The following is a 17,040-nucleotide window of genomic DNA, read 5'->3' on the forward strand; positions in this document are numbered from 1 at the left end:
CGTGGTCCTGGCGGGCGCCTTCTTCGCCGCGGTCTTCTTCGCCGGCGTCGTCTTCGCCTGCGCCTTCCGCGCGGGTGCCTTCTTCGCCGCCGCGGTGGTCTTCCTGGCCGGGGCCTTCTTGGCGGCGGCCTTCTTGGCCGGGGCCTTCTTCGCGGCGGCCTTCTCGGCGGGCGCCTTCTTCGCGGCGGCCTTCGTGGCCGGAGCCTTCTTCGCGGCGGCCTTCTCGGCGGGCGCCTTCTTCGCGGCGGCCTTCTTGGCCGGAGCCTCCTTCGCGGCGGCCTTGTTGGCGGGCGCCTTCTTGGCGGCGGCCTTCGTGGCCGGGGCCTTCTTGGCGGGCGCCTTGCGCGCCGCGGACACGACCTTCTTGGCGGCTGCCTTCTTGGCGACGGCCTGCTTCGCGGGCACCCGACCGGCACCGGCGCCCGAGGCGTTCGGCGAGGCCTTGGTGACCGTCGCCGTCCGGCCCGTGGCGGCCCCCGTGGACCGCTGCGTCGCGGCGGTCTTCTTCGCGGTCGTACGTTTGGCGGCCGGGCGGGTGGTGGCCTGCTGTGCTTCGGCCATCTTGGTTCCCTCCTTGGGGACGTGCTCTCCGTGGCTCCTCGCGGAGCACGGAGTACCTCGACGCGGGCCGTCCCGCGCCGTCTACCTGTCCTCCCCGGCCCAACGGGCGTCCTCGGCCTCCCACGCTTCGTTGCGCTCCTGCACCCTCTGCAGGGCGTTCTCCGCGTCGGCGGCTGAGGCGTACGGCCCGAGAACGTGCTTCGCAGGGCACACGTCGGCATCGGTCTCGACCCGGTGGTGTCGCGTGCACCAGTAGTAGTGCGCACCACGTCCGCTGTCGCTCATGGGATCACTGTGCACCGCGAAGCGCCCGGCCGCCACCGGATCGCCACAAATAGCCGCCGATGTCCTCCACAGTAGACGTGCTGTCGGCCCCCGCGGGCCGGAACGGCGAAGAACGGGACAGCCGGGCACCGGGTCGGTCCCGCACAATCGCCGGGTGCGGTACGGGGGAGGAACATCGGCCCGGCTGCGGCGTCGACTGCTCGCCGCCGCGGCCCTCGCGGCGCTCGCCGCGGCCGGGGTGCTGGCGACGGTGCCGGTGCTGCGGGACCGGTCCCAGCACCGGCTGGAGCAACGCGCCGACCGGGAGGTGGCCGCGACGGCCCAGCGCGCCCGGGCCGCGCTGCTGGCCGAGCCGTCGGCGCCCGGGCCGGCCCTGCGGGACGCCGCCGACGCCGTCGACGGGGTCGAGGTGCTGACCGTAGAGGACGCCGGCCCGGGCGTGCGGCTGGTCTTCCGGGTCCGGGTGGCGAAGACCGCCGCCTCGGTCTTCGGCTGGCAGCGGGTGAACGCCGGCTCCTGCTTCGCCCAGGTGGTGCGCGCCGCCGCCACCCCGGCACCGCTGGAGCGGCTGCCGTGCCCGGACTGAGCCCGGCCGGTCTCGCCCGCGCGCCGGTCCGGCGGCCGGCCGATCCGGTCGGCTGAACGGCTGGTTCCGCCGGCCGCCGCCGCTGGGCAGGATCGGTCGTCATGATCGACACGACGACGGGGACGGGTTCCTGTCCCCGCTGCGCGGCGACGACGGTGTCGCTGGGGAACGCGACGCCCTGGTGCGCCGGTTGCGAGTGGAACCTCGACGCGTACGACCGGGGCCGGCGGGCGGGCGAGTTCGGCTGGGCCTGGGTGGACCGGTGGACGTACCGGTTGGCGTACCGGATGACCGCGCGGCAGTTCGATCGGCTGGTGGGACGGCCGTTGGACGACCAGGGGCCGGCCGCCGCCCGGGTGTTCACCGCGATCGCCTCGGTACTGCTGCTCGGTGGCGCCGCCGCCCTCGCGGCAACCGGGGTGTGGCTGATCCTCGCCTTCTCCTTCCCCAACCCGTCGGTGGTGCTCGGCGTCGCCCTGCTCGGCCTGGCGTACGCGCTGCGGCCCCGCTTCGGCCGCCTCGACGCGGGCCTGGCGGTGCTCACCCCGGACCGGGCGCCGGAGCTGTTCGCCCTCGTGGACGAGGTGGCCGCCGCGATCGGCGCACCGCCGCCGCAGGTCGTCGGAGTGGACGGCGACATCAACGCCTACGCCGGCGTGGTCGGGCTGCGCCGGCGGCGGGTGCTCTGCCTGGGACTGCCACTGTGGGGGTCGCTGCCGGCGCAGGAGCGGGTGGCGCTGCTCGGCCACGAGCTGGGCCACTTCGTCAACGGCGACCCGCGCCGGACGCTGCTGGTCCAGCCCGCCGTCACGATGCTCGGCTCCGCCGCCGACCTGGTGCGGCCGGTGCGTAGCGTCTCCGGCGGTGGCATCGCCGAGCTGCTCGGTGCGGCCCTCGCGCACGCCGTGCAGTGGGTGCTGGCTCGGCTGCTCTTCGGCGCGCACCTGGTGCTGGTCAGCGTGGCGCTGCGGGACAGCCAGCGCGCCGAGTACCTGGCCGACGAGCTGGCGGCGCGGGCCGCCGGCTCGACCGCGGCGACCGGGTTGCTGGACGCCTTCCTGGCCGAGGAGTCGATCGCCCTCGCGGTACGCCGGGAGTCGCAGGCCGGGCACGGGCCGGACCGGTGGCGGGCGGCGGTCGCCGGGTCGCGGGCCGCCGCGGCCGCCCGGCTGCCGCTGTGGCGGCAGTTGTCGGTACGGGAGGAGACCTCGTTGTTCGCCACCCACCCGCCGGCCGGGCTGCGGCGGCGGATGCTGGCCGCCCGGCCGTGGCACGACCCGGCGGTACGGCTGACCGACGAGCGGATGGCACGGATCGACGCCGAACTCGCCCGCGAGTACGAGCGCATCCGCCGCGACGTGAGCTGGTCGGGCTGACCCTCAGCCGCTGGCGGGCACCGGCACGGGCGCGATCGGCTCCGCCGCGGCCGGGCGCGCCACCCGGATCGCGTAGGCCAGCGCGTACGGGGTGCAGGCCAGGTGGAGGAAGGGCTGGAACTCCATCAGGTCGGTGATCAGGAAGATCTCCCACCGGGTCGGTCGGGGCAGTCCGAACGACCAGTCGGTCCAGCTGGCGAAGAGCCACAGCGGCGCGGAGATCCGGTGTACGGTGTCGCCCTGCGGCACGCCGTCGATGACGGTCTGCGGACCGTCGGAGATCTGGTTGACCACGGTGAGCACCACGGCGAGGTCGGCGACCACGAGCGCCGAGCGCGGTGCGGGCCGGCCCGGTGCGGGTGCCGCGGGCGGCGCCGCCGCGCACGACCCGGGCCAGCAGCACCGCCAGGCCGGCGGTGAGGACCGTCAGCAGCGGCGCCTGGACGCCGGTCGCCCAGAACACCATCGCCAGGAACTGGTTGACCACGATGTTCATCAGGACCGCCGAGAGCAGCAGAATGGCCACGCCGGCCACCGGGGCGAGGAGCAGGGTGGCCAGCGTCCAGCGGATCCGACCGTCCAGCCGGGACCGGTCGACCAGCGGTTCGCCGGCCCGGCCGACGGCCAGGCTGCCGGCGAAGCGGAGCATCCGCAGCCGGTCCCCCCGTTCGGCGAGGACGTGCAGCTCGGCGGCCCACTCGCGGGACAGGTCGTCGCGCAGCTCGGCCGGCCAGCGCCGGACGGCCGTCCGGAGCAGCCGCTCGGCCAGCCACCCGGTCACCACGCCGGGGCTCCGGTCGGCTCGGCGCCACCCCGGCGCGGCCGGGGATCGGGGCTCAACGCCCGCAACTCGGCGAGCGCCTGCCGGGCCGCGCGGACCCCCTCGGCGGTCAGCCGGTAGTAGCGACGGGCTGGCCGGCCGGCCGCGGTCGGGTCGACCTGCTCCCAGTCGGCGGCGAGCCAACCGGCCGCCTGAAGGCGGTGCAGCACCGGATAGAGGGTGCCGCTGGGCAGGCCGGTGAGCTTCATCAGGTCGAGGCCGTACCGCTCGGCCTCCGGGTCGGCGAGCAGCGCCGAGAGCACCTTCGCCACCGGGATCGTCATCCGCACGGGACGGACTCTATCGGAACTCTACATAGGGTGGGTCCCCTACCCGAACGTGAATACGTACGCCTCCACGCCGGGCTCGACGAACGTGATCTCCAGGGTCCGTTCGCGGACCGCGTCGTGCTCGCGCACGAGCTGGTACAGGCGGCCGTCCCGGAGCAAGCCGTTGCCGTTCTCGTCGACGTCGACGCCGTGTGACGGGCCCGGGGCTTCGCCGTCGAGGAGCACGCGGAAGGGGATCGGCTCCCGCGCCCCGGGCGACAGCACGAGATGCGCGTCGCGCGCGTGGAACCGGTAGCCGATGCTTCCGCCGGCCTGGTGGAGCACGGCGCGCTCCGACCCGATCGTCCACTCGCCGGCGAGGGCCCAGTGGTTGACGGGCAGGCTCTCCGGGAGTTCGTAGGCGCGGCGTTCGTCGAACGCGACGCCGTCCGGTGACGCGAAGTGCTCGCTGCGCGAGTAGCCGAGATACGTCTCGGGGGTACGCAGGTGGCCCCAGTCGGCCTCCGCCTCCACGCCGAGCCCTTCGACGGGGACGAGCTCGCGCTCGATGCCGAGCAGCCGCTGGACGACGCGCTCCGACTGGTCGTAGCGTCCTTCACCGAAGTGGTGGTCGCGGATGACACCGTCCGCGTCGATGAAGTAGAGCGCCGGCCAGTAGTGGTTGTCGAAGGCGCTCCAGACTTGGTAGTCGTTGTCGACCGCGACCGGGTAGTCGATCCCTCGCGCCGTGATCGCCTGTCGCACCCAGTCGATCTCGTGCTCGAACGAGAACTCCGGCGTGTGAACTCCGATGACGACCAATCCGTCGTTTCGGTAGGCCTGCGACCACGCCCGGACGTACGGCTCCTGGCGCAGCCAGTTGATGCACGTCAGCGTCCAGAAGTTCACGAGGACGGCGTGGCCGCGCAGCTCGGCGGGGCCGAGTGGTTCGGAGTTGAGCCACTCGGTCGCCCCGCCCAGCGAGGGCATGTGCAGACGTTCGGACACGGTCATCTAGCGAAGGGACCGGAAGCCGGCGTCCGCGAGCCCGGTCAGCGTCTGCGGGCGCGTCGCCATCATGAGGCCGTCTCTATTCTGAAGGGCCGGATCCCCGCAGCCGTTCGCGGTTCGGTCTTGACAGCCATACGCCACCTTTTCCGTCTCCAGCTCAATGGAGGTCGAGCAGGGCTTTCTGCCCTCCCACCGCGACAAACGGCTCGCGCTGGCTCCTGCTCGCGAGGGGAATCTTCGGTGAAGGCGCTACCCACAATTGTGTGCCAGCTCGGCATACGCGCGCCGCCGCCAGCCGTCCAAGCCTAGAACGCGGTTCGCCATGATCGTGGGCCATACGAGCAATCCCGGCGGCCTTCCCGGGGCGGGCCGGCCCGGGCGAGTCAGGGACCCGAGCGCCACCGCGCCAATCTCATTCCGGGGTGCCCGCCTGTGCGGCTTAGGATGCCGCGCATGGAGACAGACTGGCATGCGGTACGCGAGCGCACGCTGCGGGTGCGTGCCGGCCTGATAGGCCGCATTCCCTTCGACTTCTCGCGTACTCCAAGCCCTTTGACCCCCCTACCGAACGTGAACTCGCCGAAGCGGAGCAGCAGCTTGGTGTCGTCATGCCAGACGGATACCGGCAGTTCCTGCTGTACGTCGACTCCGGCGGGACCGGGCCGGTGACCATGCGCCGGTTATCGCGTGGCCCCGGCGGCTGGGCATGGGAGAACGACCGGGAGACCGAGCTTGCGGCTTTGGCGACGCCGTTTCCCGACCAGGACTCGTACGAGGACCGGTGGGAAGAACACGAGGCTGCGCAGCCGCCACGGTCAGATGAGACAGCATGGGCGGCCTGGAACCAGCGCGGTGACGCCCTCCACCAAGCACAGACCGCCGGGGCGGTGTATCTCAGCGACGACGGATGCGGCTTCCACACGCTGCTCGTCTGCTCCGGCGCCGAACGCGGCAACGTATGGTTCGACCGACGCGCCACGTCCGACGACATCGTGCCCTTGCGCAACCGGGACGACACCCACGCCAGCTTTACAGACTTCTATCTGGACTGGCTTGACGCGGCTGAACAGGCACTCGCGGCGAAGCGGGGACGGCTGCGCCGTTACGAGGTCAGGGCTCCGATCTATGAGGGACGCTTCGGCTGAGGGTGTTCACGATCGGCAGCCCTCGAACCGGGACGGCCCGTGACGCATCAGGTGGAGCCAACGCGTGAAGCCGGGATCGGTGTGGCCATGGTGACATGCGGTGACAGCTGAGCGACGGCGCTACCTTCAGATACCCATGACCGGGCTGTTCGCGGTAACCCGGTAGCGTGGCCAGGAGCTTGTTGGTCATGATCGAGCCCGTGCTTGCTGACCTGTGGCCTCAATATGGCCTGACCATCTCCACGCCACGACTTGAGCTCCGCCTGCCCCGCGAGGAGGACCTGGCGGCACTCGCCCGCCTCGCAGGCAACGGTGTGCACCGCGCAGACGAACGTCCGTTCTTGACGCCATGGACCGACGGCAGTCCCGAGGATCGGGCGCGGTTCGTGCTGCAGGAACACTGGAGCCAGCTCGGATCGTGGAGCGTGGCAGCGTGGCGACTCGGCCTCGGGGTCTTCCGCCGAGGACAGCCCTTGGGCATGGTCACGCTTCGCGCCCGCGATTTCCTGGTCGTTCGGGAGGTCACGACCGGCGCATGGCTAGGCATCGAACACCAGGGCAAGGGCTACGGCACCGAAGCTCGCGTCGGTCTGCTCACGCTGGCGTTCGACCACCTCGACGCACGTGCCGCGCTCACCGAGGTGTTTCGGGACAACTACGCCTCTCAGGGCGTGTCCCGCAAGCTGGGCTACGAAAACGACGGCATCTCGGTTGACGCCCGCGGCGGCGAGGCCGTGGTGTCCGACCGCCTACGGCTCACCAGGGAGAAATGGACTCAGGAGAAGCGGATCGCGGCGAGGGTCGACGGGTTGCCGGCTTGCCGCCCGATATTCGGCCTCGGCGCGCGTACCTCAACTCACTGAGATCCCCGAGAAGGGCCGCAGCAGTCGACGAAGCGGAGCTTGCGGCGCCCCCGAGGGCTGTGGTCAGGCCTCCGGACCTCTTGAGGTATTCCTTCATAGGTGCCCCGTTGATGTCTACAGGCCAGCCAACTTGGAACGTCTAATAGGGCGTGACGTTCGAGGAGTACGCGTTCGCCCGGACTTCGGCGCTGGTGCGGCTCGCCCGGTTGCTGACCGGTGACGAGCACCGGGCCGAGGACCTTGTTCAGGATGTCCTCGCCAAGGCGTACGCCCGCTGGGGGCGCATCTCCCGGACGGATCGGCCCGATGCGTATGTCCGTCGGATGCTCGTCAACGCCCATCACTCGTGGTGGCGCCAACGCAGCAGCCGAGAGATCTCCGTCGCCGCTGTGATCGATCGGGCGAGCGCTACAGACGAGGCCGCCGGTATCGCCGAACGCGACGCGCTGTGGCGGCTCGTCTGTGATCTGCCGACGCGTCAGCGCACCGTGATCGTCCTGCGCTACTACGAGGATCTTGACGACACGATGATCGCCGAAATCCTCGACTGTTCGACCGGCACAGTTCGCACGCACGCGAGGCGGGCCCTGACGGCGCTGCGCAAGCGGCAGGAAGCACCCGCCCCCGCACGGACAGGAGGGTTCTGATGTCCAGCGACCTCGATCAGCAGCTCGCCGCGACACTCAAGCGGCACGCGGGTAGCGATATCGACCCGACGCCGATCGTGGAACACGCCCGCTGGCGCGGTCGCCGCCTTCGACTGCGCCGCCACGGGCTGATCGCGGGGGGCGCGGCAGCAGCGTGCGCCGCCCTTGCCGCGGTGGTCATGGTGATCCCGGCCGGTCGGGCACCCACCGGCGCGATCATGCCAGCCACAGCACTCGCACTGCCGGATGCGCCGGGCCAGCCCGGCGCCATCACACGCCCCGAGGTTGTCGGTGCCGATCCTGGTGTCGTGCACTTCACGACCGACCCCTTGGTCAGCGGTGCCGAATCCGCCACCTGGAGTGCCGGTCGCGGCGCCGAAACCGTTGAGTTCCGGGGCCCAACCGGTCAGGCTCGGTTCGTGCTGGCGCGCAGCATCGCGACGCTGGACGCGCTGCAGCAGACGTTATCGTCGGCGGGACGACCGCAGCCACCGACCGACGTGCGAGTCGGAGGCCGCCCGGGGGTCGCGTGGTTCGATCCGTCCGGTGACGTGAAGCTGTGGTTCGTTCGTTGGCAACCCGTCGACGGGCTCTGGGCCCAGCTCGACATTTACGCGACCACCCGCGACGAGGCGATAGACACGACGAGCCGTGTCCGGTTCGGCGGCGCCCACCGCTGCGGCGTGCCGTTCCGCCTGCAGTCGCTGCCGCCCGGCGGGCGGCTGCTCGAATGCTCGGTCACGCTCGGCCGGTCGGAGCGTGGCTCCTTCGTTGAGGGCTCACTCGTAATAGGTGACGAATCCGGTCGCTGGCTGACGGTTCGGGCACAACCGGCGCCGGGCCACGATGCCAGGACTGGCGAACTCGTCGCAGGGCCCTACCGGGCACGCCGGCAGGGCAGCGACGTACTGGAGATGTTCGTCATGCCATGCGTCGTCGAGGCGTTCCTCAAGGGTTGGGGGAACGGCTACACCGAGTTGGAAGGCCTGGCAGTCCTCAGCGGGTACCGGCCGGCCCGCGACCTCGACCACCCCGACACCTGGTGACACCACCCTGGCCAGCCCATGACGGCCATCGAACGGTATAACCGCCGTTCAACCACCGCGGTTCACTTGAAGATCAAGTCTGCCTGCGGAGCCAGCCAATGGTCGTCCCCTCGATGGATCGTGGCCTAGGCTGCGTCGTCATGAACGAGCCGCGCGGGTCAAGAGTCCTCCGTCATCAGCCGTTGCATGACGGGTTCGTACCGGCGCACGGGCCGCAGCAGGGCTTCGCCGAGGCCATCGACCGGCACATCGAGGAACACTTCGGGCCTGTCGAGTTCGTCTACCACGAGATCGCGTCGCACCTGGTCGGCGTGCATGTCTATGTCGTGGCACCGACCGAGGAACGCCCCTATCGGACGCTGATCACGTCTGGGATGAGTGAGCTGCCGATGACGGTCCCCGAGGGCCACGACATCAGCCCGTACGCCGAACTGATGCTCTGCCTGCCGGCCGACTGGCCGCTCACCCGGCTGACCGGGCTGCACGACGACCCGACCGACTGGCCGCTGCGAGTCCTCAAGCAGGTGGCCCGGCTGCCGCACGAGTACGGAACCTGGATCGGCGAATGGCATTCCGTGCCGAACGGCGATCCCGCGCAGCCGTACGCTACGGACACCCCGTTCACCGGAGTCGTCGTCACGCCGATGCTGCGTGTGCCGCCCGAGGCTCGCACGATCGCGGTCGGCGGCGGTATACGAATCGCGTTGCTTGCGCTGATTCCTCTGCACCCGGAGGAGATAGCGGTCAAGGTCGAACGCGGCACAGACGCACTCATCGAAGTGCTCGACCGTGGCCGCGTCACCGAATTGCTGGAGCCGCGCCGGCCCTCGTACGCCTGACGGTTCGACCCTGCACGCACCGACCAACGGTCACGTGCGCGCTTCTGGCCGCGATCAGCGCGCCGAGGTGTCGCAGATCAGTTGGCGGACCTGCGTCGCGCATCAGTCGACGGAGGACCCACCGGCTGCCGACGAAGTGGCGAGAAACTTTCCGTACGCCTTCAAGGCGCCTGCAACTGGCCGCACACGCCGCCGCCACGGCGCGCGCCGGCCGCTGCCGCTGTCGCTGTCCGGCCGTCAGCCTGATGCCCGGCGGCTCGCGCGGACAGGGGAAAGCCAGGAGGGCCGCCGCTGCGAGAGGAGCATCGGGATGGCGAAGATGACCAAGCTGAGGACTCCACCAGGCTGGGGCGATTACCGGCCATCCACAGGGCCATTGAATGCCACCTGTCGATCTGCGAGTCAGCCCATGGGCGGCAGTTTCACCTAGCTCAGCTCGTAGGATGGGCGTCGCGCCGCACGCTCCGCCTCCGCTCGCGCCTCCCGCCGGTGTTCGAGCACCCGGCGCAGGTCGTAGACGGCGGCGAAGGGCCCGAGCACACCCAGGAGAAGGAACCAGAGCCCCACCTTGTATTCGCCTTCGATGGGGTTCACCCAGAGCAGTCCGACGCCCGCGCCAAGTCCCACCACGGGCATGATCATCGTGCCGATGACCTTGATACCGCGGGCGACGCCGGAGCGGATGGCGAGAACGCCGGTAGGTATCGCGAACACCCCGGCGAAGAGCATGCCGCCAACGATGACGAGAAACACCGGATGACTGACTGACATTCGCGACAGTGTAGCCAGCATCCGTGTCCCCTCGATCACGGCGGACAGCGGTCGGCGCATGGCTGTCTGGGACACCCACGGAACGTCGTTCCCGGATGTGGCGGGTTCAGGCGATAAGCAGGCGAAGGCCAAGCTCTGCTGCATCGAGATCGACGAGGTCGCGGTTGCGTTCTGCCCACCGACCTGAGGCGAGGTCATCACGGAGGCTGTGCACTGCCCTCTGCTCGGCGTCCGGCCCGACTCTGGCCCAGACCGACACCCCGCGACGGACGTTCTCGTCCAGGTATGCCGCGGGCCGGCCCCAGTAGGCCTCGAAGAAGCCGTCAACGCAGTCCCGAGGGATGAGCACCGGCTCCACGCGGGCTCCGATCGCGCTGGCCAGCTCGGTCAGCGATGGCCGGCCGACCAGGAGGTCCGCGACTTCAGGAAGGTAGTCGCGAGTAAGCCAGAACCGACGAAGCCATCCGGTGTCACTGGTGTCGTGCGTGAACACCACCACGCGGCGAGCAACGCGCCGCATCTCGCGCAGGCCCGCGATCGGGTCCTGCCAGTGATGGATGGTGGCAAAAGCCATCGCTGCGTCGAAGGACTGGTCCTCGAACGGAAGGCTCTCCGCGGCGGCAGCCACGCACGACGCTGCGCCTGAGGGGCGCTGGGCACGCATGAGCGCCGAAGGTTCCACCGCGGTGACGTTACGGTCGGCGGGCTCGTAGGAGCCGGTACCAGCCCCGACATTCAATACCGTCCGCGCATCGCCGAGCGCAGCCCAGACCCTTGCGGCGATCCGCGGCTCGGTGCGCCGCGTCACGGTGTAACTGGCTCCGATGGAGTCATACAACTGCGCGCTGGACATGTCGCCGCCTCCCAGCCCCACGCCGCGCACGGTGCCTGGCGTCGCTGCCCTGGAGAGTAGGTCAGGTGCGCACGACTTGACCACATTGGCCGGCCGTCGATCCAGCAGCGGCTGTCCGCCGGTCACTCTGGCGACGCCGCCACCAAGCCACCGAGCGACGCGGCCACTCCAACGCCGAGACACCGCCACCAGCCCATAGACCACAAGTGCCGCTGCCGTATCAGGGATCAGGGGCGGCCCGGAAAGCGGGCCGCGCCGGCCCGGCCCCGGCCTCCTGGCGACCTTCGGCCGGCATCGGCCGGGCCGCCCGGCCGCACCGAAGGACGACCAGGACCACGAAGACCTCGGGGCTCCGCCCCGAACCCCGACGCTCCTCAGAGATGCCGCCGCGGGTCACCTCGCCGGGCACCACAAGGGCTACCAGCCTCCCCGCGCGGGGCCAAGGTAGTTCGTCCAGCAGGGGGCTCCACCTTGTCCCCATCCGGGGGAGGCTGGACGGTCTACGACTGCCCGACGAGGAGATCCGCCCACTGGCCGAGCCCAGCCGCCCCTACTGGGGCGCCTCCCCTTGTTCTCGGCGCCTGCCGCCATGGCGTTTCAGGAGCGCCCTGGCCCGTTCGTGCCATTCCTGGGTCGCGCGGTCGAAGACGCCAGCAGGCAGGGACCAAGCGGTATCTTGGGGCATCCCGAGCCGGTGTAGTGCAGGAGGGATCGCCTCCATCCAGCCGAAAAGCCCGCGTCCCTTCATCCGCTGCTGATACAGCGCTCGTCCGGCCTCGGTGTGCCAATAGCGGTCGGCCTCTGGTCGAGCGCCGATGAGGCCAGCGGCGATCAGACGGGGTACGGCTTGGATGAACTCGGCCTCGGTCAGGAGGGCGTGGTCGATGTGATCAGCCTTCGCGATGATCTGCGCGAGTGTGTAGCCATCATCGGGACCGGTTCCCTCGATCGAAGAGAACACCCAGGCGTCCGAGCCCGTCCATTCGGCGACCACAGTTGCCAGGATAGGAGGCTGTCTGGCCGGTCGCTGCGCGAAGAGGTTGCCGACGGAGCCCTCCGGGACCAGGCCGTCGACGTACTACGCAAGTGGGCCGACATGCTGCCCTCATCAGTCGAGCCCAAGTTCTGACCAGGCGCGCGCTGCCGAGGCGCGCTGCAGACCTCCGCTACCGCCACTGAGCGGGACCGCCGACGGCATCCGGATCTGCCGAGATGAGTGCGTGGCTGCTGTGGAACCTCGACGCCGATCAGCAACTGCGTTAACGCCTGCCGAGGCTTGCCGCTCTGTATCTGGAATAGGTGCCCTAGCTGCCGCGGTCACATCGGTCGTGGCGGTCGTGGCGGTCGTGGCGGTCGGACGTCGGGGTCATCCGAGCCACTGGTCGAGCCAGGCGCGGGTGCGGCGGAGCACGTCGAGTTGGTGGTTGCGTTCGCGGATCGAGTGGTTCTCTCGGGGATATACGACGTACTTGTGCTCGACTCCGAACCTGCGTAGCGCGCGGTGGAAGAACTCCGCCTGTGATACGGGAACGTTCGTGTCGTTCTCGCCGTGCAGGATCAGGACCGGCGTGCGGACCTTGGAGGCGTACGAGATCGGGCTGAGCCGGTCGTGGCGGTGTGGACCTGTTCCTTCCCAGCCGCTGCTGCCGCCGAGGGCGGCCTCGAACGGTCCCTCTTCTCCGGTTGCGGCGAGCATTCCCCAGTCGCTGATTCCGGCTCCCATCACGGCGGCCTTGAACCGGTCGGTCCGCCCGACCGCCCATGCGGCCATGAACCCGCCGTGGCTCCAGCCGCCGATGCCCAGCCGGTCGGGGTTGGCGACGCCGCCGGCGATGAGCAGGTCGATGCCGGTGCAGATGTCGGTCCACTCATCGAGGCCGACCGCACCGGCGACGCGCACCGCGAAGTCGTGGCCGTGCCCTTGGCCGCCGCGTGGGTTCGGCAGAAACACGGCGTAGCCCGCGGTCGCCAGCCACTGGCCGGACGGGTCCCAGCCGAGCATGAGCCGGTCGGCGTGCCGGTGGTACGGGCCGCCGTGAACCAGCGTCACCAGCGGAAAGGGCCCGTCCTTGTGGGACCGGCCGGCGGGCAGGATCAGCAGGCCGTCGAGGGCCAGCCCGTCGGATGCCTCGTATGACAGGCGTTCCTGGACACCCCACCGGATGTCGCGGAGTTCGGGCCTGAGGTCGGTCAGCCTCGTCAGCGGCCCGCAAGTGGGGCCGGCGTGGACGTTTCCGGGCTCGTAGGACGTGCTGACCACCGCCGCGACGGCGTCACCGTGCCGGTTCGTGGTCAACGACGTCGCGAGGCCGTCGACCCGGGACACCTCGACGAGGTTGGGCCCGGCCGGATCGAGCCGGTGGATCGCGGTATCGAGCCCGTCGGCGACCAGCGCCAGCGGCGGACCGGTGTCGACCTGGACGAGGTTGCTCGGGCAGCCGGTCGTGCCGGCGGTCAGGTTACGGTGCTCGCCCACCGGCCCGCTCACCGGTACGGCGACATCGAGAACCGCGTGTCCGCCCACCAGAGCGGGCGGGGTCTTCGCGACATATGCCAGGTGCCAGCCGTCGTCGGCGGACCACCAGACGAGCGACGACGCGTCCGCCGCGGCCGGGCCGAGGTCCCGCGTCATGCCGCTGTCCGGGTCGAGCAGGTGGAGACCGGGCTTGACCAGGCCCGGGTCCACGTCGGGGGTCGACCAGGTGAGGACCGCCAGCGTTCCCTCGTCGGGCCGCTGGGCCACCTCGACGACATGGCGATCGCCGAACGCATCCGGTGTCCGGACCTCCCGGCTCCGTACGTCGAGCAGCCGCAGCCGGTCCGGGCGTACGCGTTCGCCCCACACCCGAGCGTCGTCGCGCTCCCTGTCCCGACGTTCGTCCTCAGCGGACGGTTCATCCGCTGCGATCACGACGACCAGGTCAGGATCGGCCAGCGGGAGGTGACCTGACACCCCACCGGACCAGGACGTGACCGCCTCCACGACACCGTCGACCAGCCCGACCCGGTGTACTTGCGCCGTGCCACGCTCGGCCCGGTCGGAGAGAAAGTAGACCAGCAGCGAATCCGCGGCCCACCGCGGCGCCGAATCGTGCGCCTCACCCGAAGTGAATCGTCGCGGCGACCCGGTCCCGTCGGTGGCGGCGACCCAGAGTTCGCTGACCGGGTGATCACCAACCCGTCCGACCGGGGCGACCACGTAGGCGACCCACTTGCCGTCCGGCGACAGCGCCAATGCGTGCGGAACCCTACCGTCAACCACCAACTCGGCGGTGAGCTGTGTACGGGCCACCGAGGCACAGTACCGATCAACCACCACGGCGACCAACCGCTCCCGCAACGCCTCCGCAGCATGGCTGCGCGCCCTCCCAGGGGCTGTCCCGATCTCGACAACAACGCCAGGAGGAGACGACCAGTTAACCGGCATGGCAAGGACGTGCCCGGGCACCTGGCGGCATCGAACGGCTCGCCCCATTGCCTGCCCGGCGCGGTCGCTGTATCGGGCGGCAGTCCGCAGCTTCAGACGCTCTGTCCCGCACCCTGAACGGTCGCGCTGCTGATTGCTGCTGGGAAGTCCAACCCGATATGCCGGCACGACCGGTCGCGGGCCGCGCAGTCATGAGGTCGGGCATGCACTCCGGCGGACGACGCAATATGAGCTCGGGCGTGGCACAAGGTGCGGCCCTCGCCGCTCGACCGTACGACGCCCGCACATCGGCACGTCCGGACGTTGGGCGCCGGCGGAGTGAAACCGGACCACGATCAGATACGGCGCAGCACCAGTGTCACGAAGCCCAGGACGTTGCGGTACCCGCGCAACCACTGATCGCGGTGCTCTCGGGCGACGGTGAGCGCTTCGGCAGCATCCGGATGGCCGGGATTGTCCAACGCCCACTCGGTGAGCGAGCCGATCCATGACCATTCGTAGTCGTCCCACTCGGCGGCGTCGCTGACATGGGCGTACACCGGCGTCCAGCCGGCGCGCTCAGCAGCGTCGATCAGGCCGGCGAGGTCGGTGAATTCCTCAGGCTGCGCGTTGAGCGCTGCGAGTGCCTCCGGAGTCGGCGGGACTTGCCAGAATCCTTCACCGACCATCAGGATGCCGTCGGCATTCACATGCCGACCGGCCAGCTCCAGCGTCTCGCCGAATCCGCCGAACACGTGGGTCGACCCGACGCACAGCACCAGGTCGTAATCGCCGTCAGGCACGTACGTCCGCGCGTCGCGCTCGTGCAGCGTGAGCCGGTCGGCGAGGCCGCGTTCGACGGCGACACTGGCGGCGCGTTCGAGGGCGTACGGGCTGACGTCCACGCCGTCCGCGTGCCCGTCGGGGTAGTGAGCGAGGGCCTGCAGGGCCCAGGCTCCCTCTCCGCAGCCGAGGTCGAGGACACGAGCCGCCGGTTGGCGGCCCGCTCGGCGCAGGAGCCGGTTGAGGTTGACACCGAAGATCGGGGCCGCGATCGGATGGTGCGAGTGCGCGATGCTGCTGAGCCGTTGACGATCCACCGGCAGAGTCAACACGAGTCCGGTCGACGCCGCACTCGGGTTGTCATGCCACGCTCGGTCGGCGGCATGTGCGGACGACTAGTCAGGATCTTCGTGATCGGTCGATCTGGTCCAGGAGGTTGTCCGCGGCGGGCGTGCTTGAGGAGGCGGAGCGCAGTCGCTGCGAAACTGTCGTGTTGTCGGAGCGATGACGACCGGCGTCCCGGAAAATTCTTCGAGAAAGTCCGGGAGGGGGTGTCGGATCGGGGCGGTGGTGTTCGTAGCAGGGGTGAGGCCGCCCACAAGGGCGGCGCCAAGGCAAAGGACGCGATCATGAAGCTGACAACCATGACCCAGATCTCCATTGATGGAGTCATGCAGAACAACGGCGCCCCCACGGACGACCACCCGAATGGGTTCGAGCGCGGCGGATGGGCCCTGGGGAAGGGCGACGACGGGACCAGGACGTTCATCACGCAGACCTACCAGCGGGCCGAGGCGTTCCTGTTCGGCCGGCGTACCTACGAGTTGTTCGCCGGCTCCTGGGGATCGATCGACCAGATGCGCGCACATCCCATCGGCGTGGCCTTGAACGAGGCCCCCAAGTACGTTGCCTCGACCACGCTCACTGCGCCGCGTTGGGAGGACACGATCGTTCTCCGCGGTGACCTCGCGGCGGCCATCGGTGAGCTGAAGGCCAAGCCCGGGGGTGAGCTGCAGGTGCACGGGAGCGCCGCCTTGGTCCGGTGGCTGCTGGCCAACGATCTGGTCGATGAGATGACTCTGATCGTGATCCCGGTGATCGTTGGCCTGGGCGCGAGACTGTTCCCGGAGACCGGTCCGGATCTTGCGCTCGACCTGGTCGAGTCGCGGGTCGACTCGAAGGGCGTGTCGATCCAGATCTTCCGGCCGGCCGGGCGCCCGCAGTACGCAACGGCTTGAAGTCCCTGACCGCCGAACCACGCTGTCTTGACACCACAGGAGATGATCTTCAGATGCAGTACCTGGTTTCCGTGATCGATGACAAGAGCAATCCCGGCAGCACGGACAGGCAGCCTGCCATCAGCGCGTTCAACGAACGACTGATCGCCGAGGGCTACTGGGTTTTCGCGGGCGGACTCGCGGACACCGACGCGGCCACGGTCATCGACAACCGGGGCGAGCAGGCGGTGTTCAGCGACGGGCCATTCGTGGAGTCGAAGGAGTACCTCGCCGGCGTCTGGGTGTGGGAGGTCCCCGATCTGGATGTGGCGCTCAAGCTCGCCACCGAGGCGTCGAAGGTCTGCGATCGGAAGATCGAGGTGCGGCCGTTCCTGTGAGCAAGGTCGGCGTCCGCGAGGCGGTCACCCGGGCCCACCACGAGGAGTGGGCGCGGGTGGTCGCCGCCCTGACCAGGCGTTTCGGTGACCTCGACATCGCCGAGGAGGCGGCGGCCGAGGCGTTCGCGACCGCCGTCGAGCGGTGGCCGACCGACGGCGTGCCG

The 17,040-nt window shown here is 70.0% G+C and carries 18 protein-coding genes and 2 pseudogenes; 10 read left to right on the top strand and 10 right to left on the bottom strand.

Features of this window, described 5'->3' with window-relative positions:
* Positions 1 to 561: histone (locus tag I8N68_RS31270; RefSeq protein ID WP_200216721.1), on the bottom strand; the 561-nt coding region annotated here is incomplete at its 3' end.
* 81 nt (positions 562 to 642) lie between these two features.
* Positions 643 to 846 (bottom strand): hypothetical protein, encoded by a 204-nt coding sequence (locus I8N68_RS31275; protein ID WP_200216722.1) that lies wholly within the window; start codon positions 844 to 846, stop codon positions 643 to 645.
* 154 nt (positions 847 to 1,000) lie between these two features.
* Between I8N68_RS31275 and I8N68_RS31280 the strand changes: the two genes are divergently transcribed.
* Together I8N68_RS31280 and I8N68_RS31285 are read left to right on the top strand one after the other, a co-directional pair.
* Positions 1,001 to 1,432 (top strand): hypothetical protein, encoded by a 432-nt coding sequence (locus I8N68_RS31280; protein ID WP_200216723.1) that lies wholly within the window; start codon positions 1,001 to 1,003, stop codon positions 1,430 to 1,432.
* A 101-nt stretch (positions 1,433 to 1,533) separates the two neighbouring features.
* Positions 1,534 to 2,808, top strand: a complete 1,275-nt coding sequence (locus I8N68_RS31285) for a M48 family metallopeptidase (protein ID WP_200216724.1) — start codon at positions 1,534 to 1,536, stop codon at positions 2,806 to 2,808.
* 3 nt (positions 2,809 to 2,811) lie between these two features.
* Here the strand turns inward: I8N68_RS31285 and I8N68_RS33420 are convergent, their stop codons facing one another.
* The 3 genes from I8N68_RS33420 to I8N68_RS31300 all read right to left on the bottom strand — a co-directional run bounded on the left by I8N68_RS33420 (position 2,812) and on the right by I8N68_RS31300 (position 4,911).
* Positions 2,812 to 3,132, bottom strand: coding sequence for a hypothetical protein (locus tag I8N68_RS33420; RefSeq protein WP_234040940.1), 321 nt, complete (start codon positions 3,130 to 3,132; stop codon positions 2,812 to 2,814).
* Between the two features lie 453 nt (positions 3,133 to 3,585).
* Positions 3,586 to 3,918, bottom strand: coding sequence for a PadR family transcriptional regulator (locus I8N68_RS31295; protein ID WP_200216725.1), 333 nt, complete (start codon positions 3,916 to 3,918; stop codon positions 3,586 to 3,588).
* A 39-nt stretch (positions 3,919 to 3,957) separates the two neighbouring features.
* A complete protein-coding gene (locus tag I8N68_RS31300; protein ID WP_200216726.1) occupies positions 3,958 to 4,911 on the bottom strand; it encodes a redoxin domain-containing protein in 954 nt (317 codons plus the stop codon).
* Between the two features lie 461 nt (positions 4,912 to 5,372).
* On the opposite strand from I8N68_RS31300, the gene I8N68_RS31305 reads away from it, so the two are divergent.
* The 5 genes from I8N68_RS31305 (at position 5,373) to I8N68_RS31325 (ending at position 9,448) form a co-directional block, all read left to right on the top strand.
* A complete protein-coding gene (locus I8N68_RS31305; RefSeq protein WP_200216736.1) occupies positions 5,373 to 6,053 on the top strand; it encodes an SMI1/KNR4 family protein in 681 nt (226 codons plus the stop codon).
* A 188-nt stretch (positions 6,054 to 6,241) separates the two neighbouring features.
* On the top strand, positions 6,242 to 6,916 hold the full coding sequence (locus I8N68_RS31310; protein ID WP_234040942.1) for a GNAT family N-acetyltransferase: 675 nt from the start codon (positions 6,242 to 6,244) through the stop codon (positions 6,914 to 6,916).
* Between the two features lie 149 nt (positions 6,917 to 7,065).
* Positions 7,066 to 7,563 (top strand): SigE family RNA polymerase sigma factor, encoded by a 498-nt coding sequence (locus I8N68_RS31315; protein ID WP_200216727.1) that lies wholly within the window; start codon positions 7,066 to 7,068, stop codon positions 7,561 to 7,563.
* The gene (locus tag I8N68_RS31320; protein ID WP_200216728.1) at positions 7,563 to 8,609 is read left to right on the top strand and encodes a hypothetical protein; all 1,047 of its coding nucleotides are present in this window, start codon (positions 7,563 to 7,565) and stop codon (positions 8,607 to 8,609) included. The genes I8N68_RS31315 and I8N68_RS31320 overlap by 1 nt, the downstream gene beginning before the upstream one ends.
* 140 nt (positions 8,610 to 8,749) lie before the next feature.
* On the top strand, positions 8,750 to 9,448 hold the full coding sequence (locus I8N68_RS31325) for a suppressor of fused domain protein (RefSeq protein WP_200216729.1): 699 nt from the start codon (positions 8,750 to 8,752) through the stop codon (positions 9,446 to 9,448).
* 426 nt (positions 9,449 to 9,874) lie between these two features.
* Here the strand turns inward: I8N68_RS31325 and I8N68_RS31330 are convergent, their stop codons facing one another.
* The 5 genes and pseudogenes from I8N68_RS31330 to I8N68_RS31350 all read right to left on the bottom strand — a co-directional run bounded on the left by I8N68_RS31330 (position 9,875) and on the right by I8N68_RS31350 (position 15,578).
* Complete coding sequence (locus tag I8N68_RS31330; protein WP_200216730.1) at positions 9,875 to 10,294, bottom strand: hypothetical protein; 420 nt, start codon at positions 10,292 to 10,294, stop codon at positions 9,875 to 9,877.
* A 31-nt stretch (positions 10,295 to 10,325) separates the two neighbouring features.
* Positions 10,326 to 11,063 (bottom strand): annotated as a pseudogene (locus tag I8N68_RS31335) (class I SAM-dependent methyltransferase); the annotation flags it as partial.
* A gap of 559 nt (positions 11,064 to 11,622) precedes the next feature.
* Positions 11,623 to 12,066 (bottom strand): hypothetical protein, encoded by a 444-nt coding sequence (locus I8N68_RS31340; RefSeq protein ID WP_200216731.1) that lies wholly within the window; start codon positions 12,064 to 12,066, stop codon positions 11,623 to 11,625.
* A gap of 372 nt (positions 12,067 to 12,438) precedes the next feature.
* A complete protein-coding gene (locus tag I8N68_RS31345) occupies positions 12,439 to 14,364 on the bottom strand; it encodes a S9 family peptidase (RefSeq protein ID WP_307813049.1) in 1,926 nt (641 codons plus the stop codon).
* A gap of 470 nt (positions 14,365 to 14,834) precedes the next feature.
* On the bottom strand, positions 14,835 to 15,578 hold the full coding sequence (locus I8N68_RS31350; protein ID WP_200216733.1) for an SAM-dependent methyltransferase: 744 nt from the start codon (positions 15,576 to 15,578) through the stop codon (positions 14,835 to 14,837).
* 312 nt (positions 15,579 to 15,890) lie between these two features.
* Between I8N68_RS31350 and I8N68_RS31355 the strand changes: the two genes are divergently transcribed.
* The 3 genes and pseudogenes from I8N68_RS31355 to I8N68_RS34535 all read left to right on the top strand — a co-directional run.
* Complete coding sequence (locus I8N68_RS31355; protein WP_200216734.1) at positions 15,891 to 16,499, top strand: dihydrofolate reductase family protein; 609 nt, start codon at positions 15,891 to 15,893, stop codon at positions 16,497 to 16,499.
* A gap of 53 nt (positions 16,500 to 16,552) precedes the next feature.
* Positions 16,553 to 16,876, top strand: a complete 324-nt coding sequence (locus I8N68_RS31360; protein WP_200216735.1) for a YciI family protein — start codon at positions 16,553 to 16,555, stop codon at positions 16,874 to 16,876.
* Positions 16,873 to 17,040 (top strand): annotated as a pseudogene (locus I8N68_RS34535) (RNA polymerase sigma factor); the annotation flags it as partial. The gene I8N68_RS31360 and the pseudogene I8N68_RS34535, both read left to right, overlap by 4 nt.

The sequence above is a fragment of the Micromonospora coerulea genome (assembly GCF_016598485.1).
In the GTDB taxonomy this organism is placed as follows: Bacteria; Actinomycetota; Actinomycetes; order Mycobacteriales; family Micromonosporaceae; genus Micromonospora; species Micromonospora coerulea.

Coding starts and splice junctions, on each gene's coding strand:
- I8N68_RS31285 (WP_200216724.1), top strand. CDS start 1,534: ATGATCGACACGACGACGGGGACGGGTTCCTGTCCCCGCTGCGCGGCG.
- I8N68_RS31310 (WP_234040942.1), top strand. CDS start 6,242: ATGATCGAGCCCGTGCTTGCTGACCTGTGGCCTCAATATGGCCTGACC.
- I8N68_RS31355 (WP_200216734.1), top strand. CDS start 15,891: ATGAAGCTGACAACCATGACCCAGATCTCCATTGATGGAGTCATGCAG.
- I8N68_RS31300 (WP_200216726.1), bottom strand. CDS start 4,911: ATGACCGTGTCCGAACGTCTGCACATGCCCTCGCTGGGCGGGGCGACC.
- I8N68_RS31360 (WP_200216735.1), top strand. CDS start 16,553: ATGCAGTACCTGGTTTCCGTGATCGATGACAAGAGCAATCCCGGCAGC.
- I8N68_RS31275 (WP_200216722.1), bottom strand. CDS start 846: ATGAGCGACAGCGGACGTGGTGCGCACTACTACTGGTGCACGCGACAC.
- I8N68_RS31325 (WP_200216729.1), top strand. CDS start 8,750: ATGAACGAGCCGCGCGGGTCAAGAGTCCTCCGTCATCAGCCGTTGCAT.
- I8N68_RS31320 (WP_200216728.1), top strand. CDS start 7,563: ATGTCCAGCGACCTCGATCAGCAGCTCGCCGCGACACTCAAGCGGCAC.